This window comes from Pantoea sp. ANP04 (assembly GCF_041982285.1).
In the GTDB taxonomy this organism is placed as follows: domain Bacteria; phylum Pseudomonadota; class Gammaproteobacteria; order Enterobacterales; family Enterobacteriaceae; genus Pantoea; species Pantoea eucalypti.
Genome location: NZ_JAUTYS010000015.1, coordinates 41270 through 56693 on the forward strand (window position 1 = coordinate 41270; position 15424 = coordinate 56693).

12 protein-coding genes are annotated in these 15424 nt (G+C 47.7%); 3 read left to right on the forward strand and 9 right to left on the reverse strand.

The genetic code is table 11. From position 1 onward, the window contains the following. Window positions 1-108: 108 nt before the first annotated feature. Window positions 109-1080 (reverse strand): ParB family protein, encoded by a 972-nt coding sequence (locus Q7C21_RS18440; RefSeq protein ID WP_375151015.1) that lies wholly within the window; start codon window positions 1078-1080, stop codon window positions 109-111. Continuing rightward, window positions 1077-2279, reverse strand: coding sequence for an AAA family ATPase (locus tag Q7C21_RS18445; protein WP_003850644.1), 1203 nt, complete (start codon window positions 2277-2279; stop codon window positions 1077-1079). The genes Q7C21_RS18440 and Q7C21_RS18445 overlap by 4 nt, the downstream gene beginning before the upstream one ends. A 1995-nt stretch (window positions 2280-4274) precedes the next feature. On the opposite strand from Q7C21_RS18445, the gene Q7C21_RS18450 reads away from it, so the two are divergent. Then, window positions 4275-5348, forward strand: coding sequence for a RepB family plasmid replication initiator protein (locus Q7C21_RS18450; protein WP_008926788.1), 1074 nt, complete (start codon window positions 4275-4277; stop codon window positions 5346-5348). Window positions 5349-6677: 1329 nt separating this feature from the next. Here Q7C21_RS18450 and Q7C21_RS18455 read toward each other — a convergent pair. From Q7C21_RS18455 to Q7C21_RS18470, 4 genes are all read right to left on the reverse strand, one after another. Beyond that, a complete protein-coding gene (locus tag Q7C21_RS18455; protein WP_003850648.1) occupies window positions 6678-7865 on the reverse strand; it encodes a diguanylate phosphodiesterase in 1188 nt (395 codons plus the stop codon). A 251-nt stretch (window positions 7866-8116) separates the two neighbouring features. Further along, entirely contained in the window at window positions 8117-8323 is a 207-nt protein-coding gene (locus tag Q7C21_RS18460) for a DUF1471 domain-containing protein (protein WP_008926787.1), read from the reverse strand. Window positions 8324-8520: 197 nt separating this feature from the next. After that, window positions 8521-10305, reverse strand: a complete 1785-nt coding sequence (locus tag Q7C21_RS18465; protein WP_003850652.1) for a GGDEF domain-containing phosphodiesterase — start codon at window positions 10303-10305, stop codon at window positions 8521-8523. A gap of 542 nt (window positions 10306-10847) precedes the next feature. Then, window positions 10848-11048 carry a DUF3606 domain-containing protein gene (locus Q7C21_RS18470; protein WP_003850653.1) on the reverse strand — a complete coding sequence of 67 codons (201 nt, stop codon included), beginning with the start codon at window positions 11046-11048 and terminating at the stop codon, window positions 10848-10850. 367 nt (window positions 11049-11415) lie between these two features. On the opposite strand from Q7C21_RS18470, the gene Q7C21_RS18475 reads away from it, so the two are divergent. Continuing rightward, window positions 11416-11655 carry a hypothetical protein gene (locus Q7C21_RS18475; protein WP_008926786.1) on the forward strand — a complete coding sequence of 80 codons (240 nt, stop codon included), beginning with the start codon at window positions 11416-11418 and terminating at the stop codon, window positions 11653-11655. Window positions 11656-11830: 175 nt separating this feature from the next. Next, window positions 11831-12319, forward strand: coding sequence for an Hsp20 family protein (locus tag Q7C21_RS18480; RefSeq protein WP_375151016.1), 489 nt, complete (start codon window positions 11831-11833; stop codon window positions 12317-12319). A gap of 71 nt (window positions 12320-12390) precedes the next feature. On the opposite strand, the gene Q7C21_RS18485 is transcribed toward Q7C21_RS18480, so the two are convergent. The 3 genes from Q7C21_RS18485 to Q7C21_RS18495 all read right to left on the reverse strand — a co-directional run bounded on the left by Q7C21_RS18485 (window position 12391) and on the right by Q7C21_RS18495 (window position 14955). Beyond that, window positions 12391-13155, reverse strand: coding sequence for a MerR family transcriptional regulator (locus tag Q7C21_RS18485; protein WP_003850659.1), 765 nt, complete (start codon window positions 13153-13155; stop codon window positions 12391-12393). Window positions 13156-13353: 198 nt separating this feature from the next. Beyond that, window positions 13354-13563 (reverse strand): CsbD family protein, encoded by a 210-nt coding sequence (locus Q7C21_RS18490; protein WP_003850662.1) that lies wholly within the window; start codon window positions 13561-13563, stop codon window positions 13354-13356. A gap of 174 nt (window positions 13564-13737) precedes the next feature. Next, a complete protein-coding gene (locus tag Q7C21_RS18495; protein ID WP_105100092.1) occupies window positions 13738-14955 on the reverse strand; it encodes a diguanylate phosphodiesterase in 1218 nt (405 codons plus the stop codon). Between the last annotated feature and the right edge of the window lie 469 nt (window positions 14956-15424).

The following is a 15424-nucleotide window of genomic DNA, read 5'->3' on the forward strand; positions in this document are numbered from 1 at the left end:
TCTCTTCAGGCGAAGAAGAAAATGCGGATAAGGCAGGTATGCCTCTGGGTGGATAGCAGATAAAAAAACCGGCCAGTGGCCGGTTTCGAAGACGATACAGGACGACGATTAATTCAATGTAGAAAGAATCTGTCTTATTGATGCGTCAATCTGCTCAGCGATCTCTTTTGGCAGACGACTGAATTCATATTGCACGGTCCGCTTCTCATCATTGGTTTTGCGTCGTGCATAGGTATTAGCCGTGGTAAATGTTGCCAGTTTCTCCGTCACAGTTTTGCTGACGGGTGCCGGTTTGTTTAACTGACGACGCGCGCTTTTGAAGCCATTCAGGATAGCGCTCTTCTTATCATCCGGGTTGGTGATTCGCAGGAGATCATCTTCATTCAGCCTTTGCTGAATCTCGCTGACCAGCGCAGAGACCTCAACCGCTTCCGCTTTAGCCTCCTCCCAGACATCAAGCAGCAACTGGTAATCCTGAAGCGTCAGCTCAGAGACAACCGGGAAGAGTTCAATGAACTCAGCAGGCACAGCTGCTGCCTGGAACGCACGAGTGACCTTGGCATTAGAGATACCTTCTGCTTTGGCAATCTCGGATTTGCTCATGCCATTTTCGTTCATCAGCATAAAGCGTAACCCTAATTCGCGCAGGTTATGCTCTTTAGCGGTCTGTATATCAGCGGCCAGTTGACGCGCATCACTGATGCTCAGTTCATCAGCGGTGACCAGTACCTCCAGGCTTGCCCCCGAAAGAATACATGCAGCGCGGCGGCGTGAACCATCCATGATCTCAATCTGATCACCGTTGATGCGACCAATCGCCGGGAAAAACTGCTGCAACGTAATGGTACGGGTGATCTCCTGCAGCGATTCCGGTGTCAGTGTGCTCTGGTCACGACCGTTGATTTGGGGATCAACCGTTGTTCTGGTCTCAATATCATCATGCAGGATGAGCTGGCGAACGAAAGTTGCCTTCGCACCCGATTTCAGCGTAAAGGTGCGTGACTGACTGCTACTGTCGATCATGTTCGCGATAGCTGAATCACCAAATTTGCGGCCAATGCGCTGTATAGGTTTGCTCACAAGGTGCTCCTGATATATTCGATGCGGTCAAACACAGCCCTGGAGAACTGTTCGGCTTCGTATTTAGCTTTGCGCAAAGCGTCCGCACTGCCTGGATAAGATGAGGGATTGGCACTGATGACGGTATCAAAGGATTCACCGCAGCGTTCAAACCCGTCCAGTCTTGGCAGGCTGCAGTCCAGCATTGATTTGGTAAACACTTCACGAGCATAACTTTGGGAGGTCAGGTGATCGTGTTTAGAGGTCATTTTCGACATAAAGCCAATATTTGCTTTAAGACGCGGTTCAATGCCTTCTGACTCAATACGTTCGAGCATTTCTGGCAGGCGAGTCAGATACTTCATAGTTGAATGGAAATCGACCTGTGCCGGCGGCGTCGGTGTCAGCAGCACATCACTGGCCGCAATAGCATTCAACATGAACGAATCAAGGTGAGGACCGGTATCGAGAAAGATGAAATCATAATCACCGGCCAGACGATCAATCACGTTGCGGCGCAATACTTCGGACGGTGCAACGCCTGGCAGATGTTCAGCAACCAACTCTTCCCAGTCGCTGGCAACGAAACCATCGTCTATTGAGGCGGGAATTACATCCACTCCCGGCATGACAGTTGGCTTAATAAACTGTTCGCGAAGCTGGTCGGCATCCAGGTCGTTCAACATGGCCTGCGCTGCGGTCTCAAGAACGGAGCCTACGCTATTAGTGTGACTCAGGAACATTGTGCTTGATGCCTGTGGATCCAGGTCAATAACCAGAATGCGCAGGTCATTATGCAACATAGAGGGATGAGCGCGCATACCGTGGGCCAGTGTGACAGTACTGACTGTTTTAGAAACACCGCCCTTAAGACTTACAACAAAGACGACGAAGGGTCCATCATGGCGATCGCGATATTTTGGGACTTTACGGTGCTCATAGATGTCGACTACGTTCTGAATGGTCAGTGCGTATTGTGAGGTACTGCCGGTTTGTTTCTTACCAAACTGATAACCTGCTTCTTCCATATCACCAATGGCAGCAACAACAGCGTGCTTACTCAGTAATGGCATATTGGCTACGGCATTACGTGAGAAAGTCTGGTAAAAACCGGTCTGATTGAACTCCTGACGTTGTTGTTCAATGTGGCTACTCAGTCCATGTAACATGGAATTGGCTCTGGTCGCCATTTCCAGCACTCCACCATAATCGCGCTTCATAAGCCCCTCTGCTTTACTGTTTTTTGCATACTACACAAAAAGGCTAAACCTGCCAATTTTTTAGAAAAATGACAAAAACCTGGATTTTTTATTAGTGACATTAAGATGACGATGAGATGGATGGGAGAGTTATGAAAAGGGTGGGTCAAATTGACGGTTTCTCTCGCTGAAATGAATGAATTCGATGTTTCAGGATTACCTCCTTAAAGAGGCTTCAGGGCGTTTTCAACTGTCGTTTCACCCCTTTATATTACAGCATACCATTCTGTTTATTGTGCAAAGAGTTATAAAGTTCATATGTTTTCCATGGTATTTTCAGCATGAAAATTTAAATAAATTTCATATTAATCATCAACATAAAAGAGAAATTGAATGGTGAAAAACTGCGTTGCAACGTGTTGAAGATAAGCTCTAACTTTGATTTTTAGTCTTTTTATGATTGCTTCAGCTTATTAATTTTATCAACAGGGCTTGCAAGTCTGGTAAGTCGATTAATGGTGGTGTCCTTTCAATTTCCATCGCTTAAATTTGAAATTTTTACTCTCCTTAAATCATGATGTGTCATGACTTTTTCATACTCTTGATTGCCGGGCTTCATCGAAGCTTTATAGTATTTTAAGTCTGACAAACACTCTATTACTTACTCAGGTTGCGTTTGAACAACATATCCAGTCGTTATGCCGCTTGATAAATTTTGTGAATTCACTGATCTTTCCGTACCCGTTTCAGACCGGGGGCAGGGCTCATACTTTTAAAGCAGGTATCAAATCTTAACCGGACATTTTGACGATTAAGTGATTGCGAATATGTATCATCGCCCTTTCAATATTGTATTCAACTCCGCAAATATTTACCTATCTCTCAGTTTCTCTTTCTGAGGAGAACCTTCACTTACTCGAAAACGAGGCAGCACAACATTTCTTCCAAGTCTGACAATCTTCAACTTTTAAAAAAATGAGTTTCCGGTTGCTTTTAGTAGTCTGAATTTCTGTTCAGCTCCTTTTTGAACGCTGCTGTAAACCAGACTTCGCTTTCTCAGTTAATCAACATAAGATATTGAATCAGAAAATTACAAGGGGAATTTGATTATGGTGTTTTCATCATGAAAAAATCATAATAATTCCTTATTTATCATAATGATAGATTATTTTTTAGGGTGGTAACTCTTTAAAGTATGAAGAGCACGACAAATGCTCAATCTACATCAAAGCCCTATTTAAAATGTGGTTATCAGAGTTTCTTTCACGGTCTTGCTGCTTATGCTTTGTACAAAGGGCTTTCATGTTAAATCCTCTGCTAAACCAAACCTGACGGCTGATCACAATTCAATGCCTGTCTTAAACATCAGATCTATCTGACATGCTGCTTCTGCCATGTTTTCTCTGTTTTATCCTCATTATTCACAGGCCAGATCCAATTGGTCGATCCTTAATAGATCAAATTGAGATCCTAAACAGATCCCCATAACGTCTGAGGGCTTGTGGCACAAGGCTTTGAAGGGTGTCAGTAACCACTATAGCGAGAAGAATAACCACTATAGAGTGTGGAATAACCACTGTAGCGAGGAAAGCAACCGCGCTGGCGAGTACTTAACAACCACTGTAGCGAGTAAATGACTTTTTATTGTGTGTATAACCCTTTTGAGAGGGCATTACTGTCGCTTCACTGACACTGTGCGATGAGAGCGAGTGCTGCATGTCGAGGGCAGGGCAAATTATCCGTTCTGTTAACCTCTTTTTACCGGGTTATCCACTGAATAGATCCAATAACAGATCATCATAAGATCCTAATAAGTTCCTTAAAGATCCCCAACGCGCTCCAGGCCACGGTACGCCTGAGCTGGGGTAAGGTGACTAACCACTATAGCGAGTAGAACAACCACTGTATCGAGAGAAATAACCACTATGGTGAGTAGATTAACCGCTGTAGTGAGTGATAGTATCCACTGTATCGAGTAACAGCGGCTTTCGCCTGTTCACATCACGGATCTTCCTAATGCCAAGAAAAGAACCAGATATCCTGAACATAGCCGATGCGTTTAGCGAAACAGACAAACGCACAGGTGAAGTTGTTACTCTTACCCCCAACAGTAACAACACCGTGCAGCCGGTAGCGCTGATGCGGCTCGGCTTATTTGTTCCGACGCTCAAATCTACGGCGCGCAGTCAGAAAAACCAGATGAATGCCATGGATGTGACACAGGATCTTAAGCAGTTATCCCTGGTCAGGTCAGAAGGCTATGACAACATTAAGATTCTGGGTGCCCGGTTGGATATGGATAATGATTTTAAAACCTGGGTCGGGATCATTCGAGCATTCGCCACGCATGAGTGTCTGGGAGACACTGTAACGCTCTCTTTCGTTGAATTCGCAAAACTCTGTGGCATACCTTCGGTACGACTCTCCTCGAAGCTCAGGAGCCGCCTGGACGCATCCTTGACGCGTATCGCATCGAATACTCTGACCTTTACCAGTAAAGGCGGAGAAAACTACACGACGCATCTGGTGCAGTCGGCTAAATACAGCATCAAGAAAGATACGGTAACGCTGCAGGCTGACCCCAAAATCTTTGAGTTGTATCAGTTCGACAGAAAGGTTTTGCTGCAGCTGAAAGCTATCAATGAGCTGGCCCGCAAAGAATCCGCTCAGGCACTCTACACCTTCATTGAAAGCCTTCCTCCTAAGCCTGCCCCGATATCAATGGCGCGTCTGCGTGCCAGACTAAACCTGACGTCACGCGTGATTACCCAGAATGCGACTGTCAGAAAGGCCATGGAGCAGTTAAAAGAGATTGGTTATCTTGATTACACCGAAACACGGCGGGGCTCGTCAGTCTACTTTTGGGTGCATTATCGTCATCCTAAGCTGCGTCCGGCCGAACTGCCACTCAGCAACTCTGACCTGATCGATGATGAGATCGACGATTATGACGATCTTGATCTTGACCCCGGCGTTATTGATGTCAGCCTGCCTGAACCGATGATCGAAGAGGAGAACAGTGAACTGGTCATGGTGTCTCGTGAGGAAAAAGAATTACTCAACAAAATCAGAAAGCAGAAGAAGCTGTGACAGATTCGCTGTGTCGCTCTCGCCATTTTGCAGGGATAGGCTTCTTTAAAACGGTAACCACTGTAGCGAGTACTGCTACTCGCTACAGTGGTTAGTGAACAGTGATTAACAACAGATATCTTGTCTTAATAGCGTCGCTGCCAGCATGCTCACTTGTCATTTACTCTTTTTCTGAACTGAGTCCGGTGATTTTCATGCTCGCTACAGTGGTTACTCACTGTGTATAGGGACCTGTCTGTTAAAGCCAGATAACCAAACAATGGCCTGTTATTCACTCGTTACAGTGGTTACTACGTCTGCTTCAGACTGGCGATCGCTGGGTTAGAGAGACCAGATGCGCTACCGGGATAAAATTTGAGTTTTTATGTTACTCGCTACAGTGGTTAGTCCCTCCTGATTTCTGCTTAATCCTCTGATTTTCCTCTCCGACGCGCTCAGGCTTTACTCGCTATAATGGTTATCAGGCTAATTTTTCGTAAAAACGGCCAGTTAATGCTCAGATAACAACGATCAATAATGAAATGTTCTCGCTACAGTGGTTGTTAATTGGGAGCAAAATTGTTTAGCTTACTCTCCATAGTGGTTGTTATTGTCAGGGACTTTTATGCCTGGCAATGAATCCCTGATTAAAGTGATTACTCACTATCATTTAATGCCTCTCCAGGTAAGGTTTTTGTTAACAGCTTCAATTAAACCTCTCCCTGAATTGTTACTCGTTACAGCCGTTAATAAAGATACCCACCTTTAGAATTTCGCTGACAAAATGCTTTATCGCATCCTTAAAAGCTCTTCTGTAAGGCCGCAGACTGCGACAATTGATGCAATCAAGGGTCAACTTTCATTATTGTGAAGGGGATTCGTCTTTTACTCTCTACAGTGGTTAGGGCATGACTGACGTGCACGGGTGCTGTTGAGGTGTGTTTAAAGCCAGAGTGGTTGAGTTGCCCTGAATGCTTTTTTCATTTACTCGCTATAGTGGTTTCCGAAAATCTGCATGAGGCCTGTCTACTCGCTGCAGTGGTTAGCTGATGGATTTTGATACGAAATAAGGATCTGCTATCGCTGATTTCTCAATGCAGATGTTAAAAGGTGAGCTTTTCTCACTACAGTGGTTGCTCTGAGATCTTAGCGAGAATGAATAGTGAGACCAGAGATTTATCAACAATTGCAGTAAGAAGTGGCCGGGTTTCCCGATATCACAACACGGAGGGCAGTGGGGGAGGGCATGTTCAGAGGGATGAGGTTAAAGCGCTGAATGACTCTTTAAAGGACAGTTATCAAAGCGGCCGCACCCGGGCGCACCGCTTGATACTGTTCAGGCAGCTTGCCCTATATCGCTTCCCGATATTCGGGCCAGGCGACAGACTGGGCTTCGTAGCGGCCTGCAGCAGCGAACAGCGTGCCCTGGAAATTAATCACACCTGCGGCCTCCAGCCACATCCACTCTTCAGCCTGTACGATCCCTGCGGCAATCACATTGATCTCCAGTGCTGAACAGCATTTGATGATCGCCTGCACAACGGCCTGCTTTGGCCCACTGCGATGGACATCACGAGTGATACCAGCATCTATGCGAATGCGGTCGGGCTGAATATGAGTCAGTAATGACAATCCTGCGGAACCGTCACCAAAATTGTCGATGGACAGACTAATTCCAGCCGCTTTTAGCGTGCGTACTGCCTCAGAGAAATCTTCCAGCTGCGAGATAACTGCAGTTTCACTTACGCCGATAACGACCTGCTCAGGAACCAGCCCCGCCTGATGAATGGCGGTTACAATCTGCTCAACAGCCTGAGGTATCACCACCAGTGTCATCGGTAACAGACTGACGTAAAGCGTCATACCGTCCGGGCAGACCAGCCCTGCATGGGCAAATGTCGCTTTAACGGTTTCCAGATCGTTAGCATAAAGCTGGTCCCCTGTTGCGTCATCAGCATGCGCAGGCCTCAGTGTTGTTGCTTCAATGGCCGTGACCTGACGAGCCAGGGGATCGACCACTGGACGGAAACTGACGCCTTCTGTCTCGGGACGGGAGTCAGGTACATCATTGTGTTCGGAAATAAACTCCCAGTAACCTGGCGGGAGAACTTCGTAGTAATTCTCTTTTTCACGTGACTCTACGAACGTGCGCAGGAATTGCAGTGCCCGATCATCATAGGTCAGGCGATATTTTGACGTCCCTTTATCCAGCACAGCCTGCAGCAGTGATGAGCGATCGTGTTCACGCAGGTCAAAGAGCGCCATACCCGCGTTACCAAAGCGGCGGTAAGGTGCATAATCGCGCATCAGCTCGACTACATTATGGTGTCGCCGATCGGCGCAAATTCGCTGATAGACAGCCTGAATGCCCGCTTCCGGACCTTCAAGCAGTTGAAAAAAATGGGTACCATTAAATAATAAAATGCCGGTCACGTCGTGAGCCGTATTTATTCTGTTGGCGTTGTCGACCATCGCGGGAATGGTTCTGATCGGAAAATCATCAGAAATATGGCTGCGATAAATTATGGTAGTCAGCATGTGCAGCTCAGCTTTATATGAATGTTGGGTACACGCTAACATTGTTCAATAAATGTTTCATCACTACTTATTCAGTGTCGCACAGACTGCACCAGAGCAGATGGCAGTAAGCGTAACGGCAAATTGATGGAGCGATTTCAATAATCGCTGACAGTATTAAAGACACGGATACTGAACAGACAACTGCATGCCTGCTACATAGTAAAAAAGGCCGCCATAATGGCAGCCTCGTCGTATTAACCTGATAAACGTTATTTAATCAGCTCAGCAGAGACGTAGGCACGGTTATCAACGCGTGCGCCGGTGATTTTATAAGATGCACCAGCATCTTTGGCCAGCGACGCGACTTTCGCTTCAGCAGCATCCAATGTCGAAGCAGTAGCGGTAATACTCTCTGCAAAACTACTAAAAGAAATCAGTAGTGCGGTAACAGCAACGAAATTTTTGATTGTTTTCATGGGCAGAATCCTCAGCATTTTCATTCAGGGAGAGGCGTTTTGCCTCGATGTAATGAATCATAGGCAAGATCATGCCGGACTAAAATAGCTAATATTTGCTGAAGTAATTCAATTATTTTGAATAAATGAATGTGAGGGTGTTTGAGAGAACCAGATGTGCGAAACGCGATCTGATATCAGATCGCGTTCAGGCCAGTTTAATGGCACTCGCCACGTAGCTTCCAGTGAAGCCAGTGATCGAGAGCTTCTTCGCGTAGCGGCTTTGAATAGAAATACCCCTGAGCCTGATCGCAACCATATTCAGTCAGGGATGACACCGCGTCCGGACACTCTACCCCTTCAGCCACCACGGTATAATCCAGCTCTTTGAGCATCGCGATAATGCTACGGGCAATGATGCGTGAAGCGGTATCTGAGGACAGTTCACTGATCAGGGAGCGATCCAGCTTAATCACATCCAGCGGCATACGGCGCAGATAACTGATGTTACTGTAGCCGGCGCCAAAATCGTCGAGTGAAATTTTGAATCCTCGTTCCCTTAGCATCTCCAGCCCGCGCAGAGCGGTGGGGCTTTCGAGAATACGTTCGGTCTCCAGACATTCGATGCCCAGCAGAGAAGTCGGAAGTTTAGATTTCAGCATCTTGCTTTCCAGCGCTGAAGCGAATCCCTCACGCGCAAAGTCGCGCACACTAACGTTTATGGTCAAGGGCAACTGGATACAGTTATTACGCAGCCTGCTGAGACGTTCGACCGCTTGATCGATAATCCAGATGGTCAATACAGAGAGTAGATCGGTCTGTTCAGCCAGCGGGATAAATGCAGCGGGTGAGAGCTCTCCCCGGCTGGGATGTTGCCAGCGGATAAGTGCTTCCAGACCCACCGGTTTACCACTTTGCAGACAAATTTTCGGCTGATAGACCATGTAAAGCCCGGTATTTTCACGTAACGCCGTTTTAAGATCGGTCATCAGCATGAAATCTTCTGAACGCTGGGTTTCCGATGCAATATTAAAGCACTGAGAAGGCAGCCCTCGGCCAACAGCTTCATTCAATGCACTAACCGCGCGACGTAATATTTCTGATGCTGGCAGATGGCCGGCAACAAATCCCGTTTCACCAGTATGGGGAGTCAGTGCGACCGACAGACCTTCATCCATGTCTGCGCTGATACCCTCCAGACGACCGGCTACCCAGGCAGCACTGAGCCGGCTGTCCGCTCGCGTCAGGATAGCAAACCGGCCCGTTGCCACGGTATAGATCATCTCGCCAACTGCCGGGCGCAGGCGCAGCGGTAATAGGGTAGCCATATCTTTTAGCAGACTTTCGACCGGTGTCATTCCCATGGTCCGGGCCAGTTCGTAAGCGCGTGACATATCAATGCAGTCAATCAGAACCAGACGGCGTGGCGTCGTATCGCCGGCCAGGGCCAGATACTGCAAATCCCGTATCAGGCGTTGACGATTGGGCAGTCCGGTCACCGGATCGGTAAAACCCGCCGAGTGCCAGGCTTCCAGGAATGACATCACCAGTGTGGAGAGCAACGTCAATATCGTCACTTGCTCACTCGCAAATGCCTGTGGCTGGGTGTCGGTAACACAGAGTGTGCCCAGAATCATACCGTCGCGGGTTTTCAGTGGCACACCGGCATAAAAGCGAATAAAGGGCGAGCCCGTAATCAGAGGATGGGTGACAAAACGCGCGTCATGATATGTATCAGGCACAATAACGGCACTGTCACTGTCAACCACGTGGCGGCAGAGTGAATCTGCGCGGGTTGAGCGTTGCAGATCAAAATTGTGTGATGCCTGTACTGTTTGAAATTCATCATCCAGCACCGAGATAAAGCTGCCCGGGATACCCAGGGCCTGACTGGCTAGCCGGACAAACTTCCGCAGAACCTCGTCGCGGCTTTCATCTGGGGCGCGCAGAGCCTGTAAAGCGCGTCCTCGGCGCTCGTTGTCGCCGTCTGGATTGTTAAGCATGTGTGTAGAACCCCCGCACCGGCTGATTACAGTGCGAAAAAAAGAAAACTGTCCGGAACGAAATGTGATTCGGGCGGCAGGAAATAGAGTGTGATTTTTATTTTCAACTTAATGATAAGGGACTATGCACTGGGTGTCTCTTAATATTTTCTTTAACGCATTAAAAGCGTGTTTACGATTTGAAAATTTAATCGAAGAGGCATGAGACTATTTGAGCTTCTTCATTTTATAAATAAAAAAGGTAATTTTAAGAAGGGCTAATGTTTATCTGTCATCATGAGATGAATAAGCATTCAGGATGGTTAATATTATTTAAAAGGCAATTTTACACCGAAGCACAACGTTTACATGCAGAGCAATGGCAACTTGCGGGTCGAAGGACAGGTAACCGCATAAAAACACTAAGCAAAAGCCAGGATGTGATTTTGAACGGCAGATGTGACCTGTCAGCATAACGCTGTCTGATGCAGGTCAACCCACCGCATGGCTGGCGGAAAACCAGCGCTTCAGTCAGGATTTATTAAACTTTTAGCCCTCTGGGATTATGTTGGACGGCGTGGCGGCGGATTTTGCTCAAGCCAGTCCCGGACCTGTTCTGTCTGCGGCCCCCCCTCCCGGATAGCGCGCGTCAGCCTTTCCTGTGTTGTACCTAATTCCTGGGTCCAGTAAGTGATTTGCCACTGTTCGCGAATTTCCACCTGTGACAAATCATCAGGCGAGCGACGCTGGATAGGATTTTTCATTTATTATCCTCCTCTGGTTTCAATGAAGCAGCCTGAACATAATTCTCAAGCTAAGCATCTATCCTGATGAAGAAAGGCGTAATGAGGTAGCGGATTAATCCCTGAATGGACCTTAAGGCAAATAACAGGATAATTCCTGGCGGGAAGAATAAAGCACTCTAACGAAATAGAAAAATCGCCGATGAGTTGAAATATGCCGCTTCGCTTAAAAAATTTATGTCTGAATCTTAAGTCTGAAAATTTGACATTTATTCAAAATAGTCAATTATTCTCTGGTCTTGTCGTCCTCACCGCTTTCAGATCGCTTCGCTCAGTCAATCGCGAAGCGCTGTGCGTTTTCGTTTCATCGTGTTGAAGGAGTCTTTGTTTGGTTAACCGTCCCCCCCAGTCGCCTGTGGTTGTCCAGAGTAACGTGCGTGAACTTCGTCTTGCCGCCGGCCTGTCGCAGCAGAGTGCTGCTGAGCGTTTTGACCTTAGCCTGAGAGTCTGGCAAACCAAAGAAGCTGCAGGCAATCCAACGTTATTAAGTCAGGGCGAATATGAGTTGCTATTATTATTGGCTGGCCGCCATCCCCATTTCGTTCTTTCACCCCAGAGTAAGAAATAGACGCTGTGTTATCGCCCTTAGTGTTATTCCCTGCAATAACCGGCTGTATGATAACAATAAAAAAATCCAGTTTCTGGCTTGAAAACTGACTTAACAACCCTATTTCGGAAGTTGACTGGGAGTGTGTTACCGGTCAGATGAACTTTTGGATGAACCTGTTCAGGAGATTATCACTATGTCAGTACAACACGTTTCTGTTTTCCCCTCCCTGTCTGATTCAGTTTTTTCAGACCGCTTTAATCGCATCGATAAGTTGTTTAGTCAGCTTACTGGCGACAGTCCGGTAAGCTCTGTTCCTGCTTATGATCTTAAGCATGTTGAGGAAAACCGCTATGCGTTGACCGTTAGCGTACCGGGCTGGAAAGAGCATGAACTGGAGATTGAGTTACGTGGCGATCGGCTTTCAGTCGCGGGGCACAGAGAACAAGCATCTCAGCACGCATCCGATGAGGCCGGCAAAGAGAGTGGCCGCTGGATACATCGCGGCATTTCCCGGCACGATTTCCAGCTGAGCTTTTCTATTCCGGAGCATATAAAAGTGACTGAAGCCAGCCTGGCGGAAGGATTGCTCAATATCGATCTGCTCCAGGATATACCAGAGAGTGAGAAACCGCGACGTATCCCGATTGCAATCGGCGGTCAGCGTACGCTGGAACATCAATAATATGAACAGGGCGGAGACGGCAAAGGCTGTTTCCGCCTTTTAAGTGTCGGCTGGTGAAAAGGTGACGGTGCTCAGGCGCTGGCAAAGATAAGATTATTTTGCGACTGCAAATCGATGTTAGTGCCAGTCAGCATGATGGGTTTACCCGCTTCAAGACTGGCATTAAATGCCGCCTTCATTGAGGCACTAATCCCATCACCACACCACATCAGATGATGTTCAAAACGACATTGTGCCACGGCGGGTTGACCAGAAGCGACTGCGGCCACTTCAACCCGAAAACCCTGTCCATTAAGCCGTATCGCCTCCATCCAGATCTCTGTTTCATCTGTAACGCTGACCGCTTCCAGGAATAAGGGAACCGTGCTGCGTCGACGGGCTGCCAGAGACAGGCGCTCCCATTGCGCGACAACCGCGGCATGAAAGCGTTGCAGACGCATATCCGCTCCATCACTCAGGTCAGCGCGCAGCCAGAGGTTAAGGGGTCGCAGGTAGCAATTAACGTAATCGTCACCACAGTAGTCGGTGTTCATCATTTGAAGTTCGCGATCGATATCAGCATCTGGATTATTGGCCAGCAACTGCAAAATATCCTCTTCGCGACAAGCCCACCCGCCTGACAGTGCCACGTTGGGCCAGTTAATTGCCGTATGGATATCGAACAACGTATGACCTCCTGACGTCATTTCACGCACACATAGCGCACGCGTGAGCTGATTATCTGAGTAGCCAGCAGGACCCGGTGGCGTGATTAGCCCGGCACGGCGCCAGCGACGCAGAGTTTCAGGAAGAACACCGACAAGGCCACATACGGTGTCGGTAGTGTGGTGAGGCATAGGTAATATCCGGACGATTTTGAGGTCCCATGTTCAGGGACGAGAGTTGCAGTATGCGCTTCATCGGCAAATAAAGAAATAATCATTTCCATAATCACTGCCCGCATCAGGCGCAGTTGACATTAAGTAGGGTGAATAAGGATTGAGGGAAATCAAAGCAGGTGCCGGGCGCTGTAACGCCCGGCAATTCAGAACGCATTACCAGTGATACTTATTGGAGTCTTCCCAATCTTTCACTTCTTTTTCAGCACGATCTTTTTCGTAGCCATAGCGTTCCTGAATTTTACCGACCAGTTGATCACGCTTCCCTTCGACAACGGTCATATCATCATCCGTAAGATCACCCCATTTTTCCTTAACCTTACCTTTGAACTGCTTCCAGTTACCGCTGATGCGATCTTCGTTCATGGTGATTCTCCCAATTTCGGTTGTTATCCAGGGACGTGATGAATATCTGTTTTGCCTGTTGGCTGCCAGATGAATAAAGCATGGCACAGCTTTTGCAATTTGCAGCGGGGAGGTGTGAGCCGGGTCAAACTCTGAGTAAAAGAGGAGAGATAAAAGGAACGCTCTCCTCTTTAGTCAGTCCGGGCGGCGCGATGGCCAGCTTACTGCAGGCAGCGCATTCAGGGCCGGGCGGGCAAACAGAAACCCCTGGTAATAGCGAACGCCAGCACCTTCCAGCCAGAGCCACTCTTCAATTTTTTCTACTCCTTCCGCGATGACCGTGATCTCCAGCGCCTGGCAGCATTTAAGAATGGCCATTACTATTGCCTGGCGAGGGCCGCTACGGTGAATATCGGTGATGAGTTTGCGATCAATTTTAACTTTGTCGGGCTGAAAATCGGCTAACAGTGACAGGCCTGCGAAACCGGCGCCAAAATCGTCCAGCGCCAGACTGATTCCGGCAGCTTTAAGTTGCTGTACGGCAGACTGAAACTCGTCAAAGCGCGAAATGATCTCATCTTCCGTCACCTCAATCACGACCTGCTCAGGTCGCAATCCTTGCTGAATGATTTGCTGGATAAGATGGTCTACCGCATGATCGATCACGACCAGCGACATGGGCAGGAGATTGACGGAGAGCGTCAGCTCCCGCAATCCCAGGTGTCTGGCCAGCTTGAAAGCGTAGGCTTTAGAGTGCAGATCGGCCTGGTATCGCTCGTTCTCCTGCAATTGTGAAAAATAGTCGGCGGGTGGGGCGCCATGTGGGCCGCGTATCAGGGCTTCACAGGAAACAATCTGACGATTTGTTGCATCGACAATTGGCTGGAGCGCAAATTCACAGCGCTGCCCGGAAGTCTGTTGCCCGGCGGGCTGAACGTCTTGTTTAAGAGGTAAAGTCAGCGTCCATAGACTGGCGGGATCGATCTCAATAAACGTCGCTTTATCACGTCCTTCGACGAAAGAACGCAGGAACTTTACTACCCGGTCTTGTTTGATGCGCTCATCACTCAGAGTCACTCGCTTAAGCAGGGCATCCACCACGGCATGTTGCGGATAGTCACGTAAATCAAACAGGGCCATACCAGCATTTCCAAAGCGACGTGCGGGCGCATAATCTCGCATCAGCTCAATCAGATTAAAGTGTCGATCATCCTGACAGATACGCTGGAAGACAGTCTGGACATTATCGACTTTTCCTTCCAGCACCTGAAAAAAGTACTGCCCATCATAGAGCAGGATTCCAGTGACCTCAGCCTCGGCATTTTTAATACTGGCGCGTTCCACCAGCGCCAGTAATCTCTCTGGCGAGACAGAAGCCACAAGCTGGCTGCGATATATAAGGGTGGAGAGCATAAGCAAACTCATATGGCCAAACATTACTGATTAACCATATCACAGAAAAATTGATGGCTAAGGGCACAACTGTAGCCATTATGACCTTTTGCTTACAGCATTAATCGGGCTATCAATTTATGGCGTGGTCAGGATTGTGAAGATTGACGTATTGCATCGCTCAGGAGCGGGAAGGTGATAAAGGAATGAGTAAAATAAAAAGCCCCCGCAAAAGCGGGGGCGAATATCGGATATAGCGCATTATTAGAACGTTACGACATCCCTGGTGAGGCGCCGGTCAAAACAATAGTGACTGATTATTACGCGTTTTTTGTTCTCCTTACCATGGTGATTTGGCGAGCTTTTTTAGCAGATAAGAGTTGTTCTTTAGATATTTCATAAAAAATACCTTTAAATTCAAACAACTGTTTTTAAGTGTTGATAATTTAAGCCCGGCTGATGAATCATCAGGTTACAAATACACCATTTT

Coding starts and splice junctions, on each gene's coding strand:
- Q7C21_RS18445 (WP_003850644.1), bottom strand. CDS start 2,279: ATGAAGCGCGATTATGGTGGAGTGCTGGAAATGGCGACCAGAGCCAAT.
- Q7C21_RS18450 (WP_008926788.1), top strand. CDS start 4,275: ATGCCAAGAAAAGAACCAGATATCCTGAACATAGCCGATGCGTTTAGC.
- Q7C21_RS18455 (WP_003850648.1), bottom strand. CDS start 7,865: ATGCTGACTACCATAATTTATCGCAGCCATATTTCTGATGATTTTCCG.
- Q7C21_RS18460 (WP_008926787.1), bottom strand. CDS start 8,323: ATGAAAACAATCAAAAATTTCGTTGCTGTTACCGCACTACTGATTTCT.
- Q7C21_RS18465 (WP_003850652.1), bottom strand. CDS start 10,305: ATGCTTAACAATCCAGACGGCGACAACGAGCGCCGAGGACGCGCTTTA.
- Q7C21_RS18470 (WP_003850653.1), bottom strand. CDS start 11,048: ATGAAAAATCCTATCCAGCGTCGCTCGCCTGATGATTTGTCACAGGTG.
- Q7C21_RS18480 (WP_375151016.1), top strand. CDS start 11,831: ATGTCAGTACAACACGTTTCTGTTTTCCCCTCCCTGTCTGATTCAGTT.
- Q7C21_RS18485 (WP_003850659.1), bottom strand. CDS start 13,155: ATGCCTCACCACACTACCGACACCGTATGTGGCCTTGTCGGTGTTCTT.
- Q7C21_RS18490 (WP_003850662.1), bottom strand. CDS start 13,563: ATGAACGAAGATCGCATCAGCGGTAACTGGAAGCAGTTCAAAGGTAAG.
- Q7C21_RS18495 (WP_105100092.1), bottom strand. CDS start 14,955: ATGCTCTCCACCCTTATATATCGCAGCCAGCTTGTGGCTTCTGTCTCG.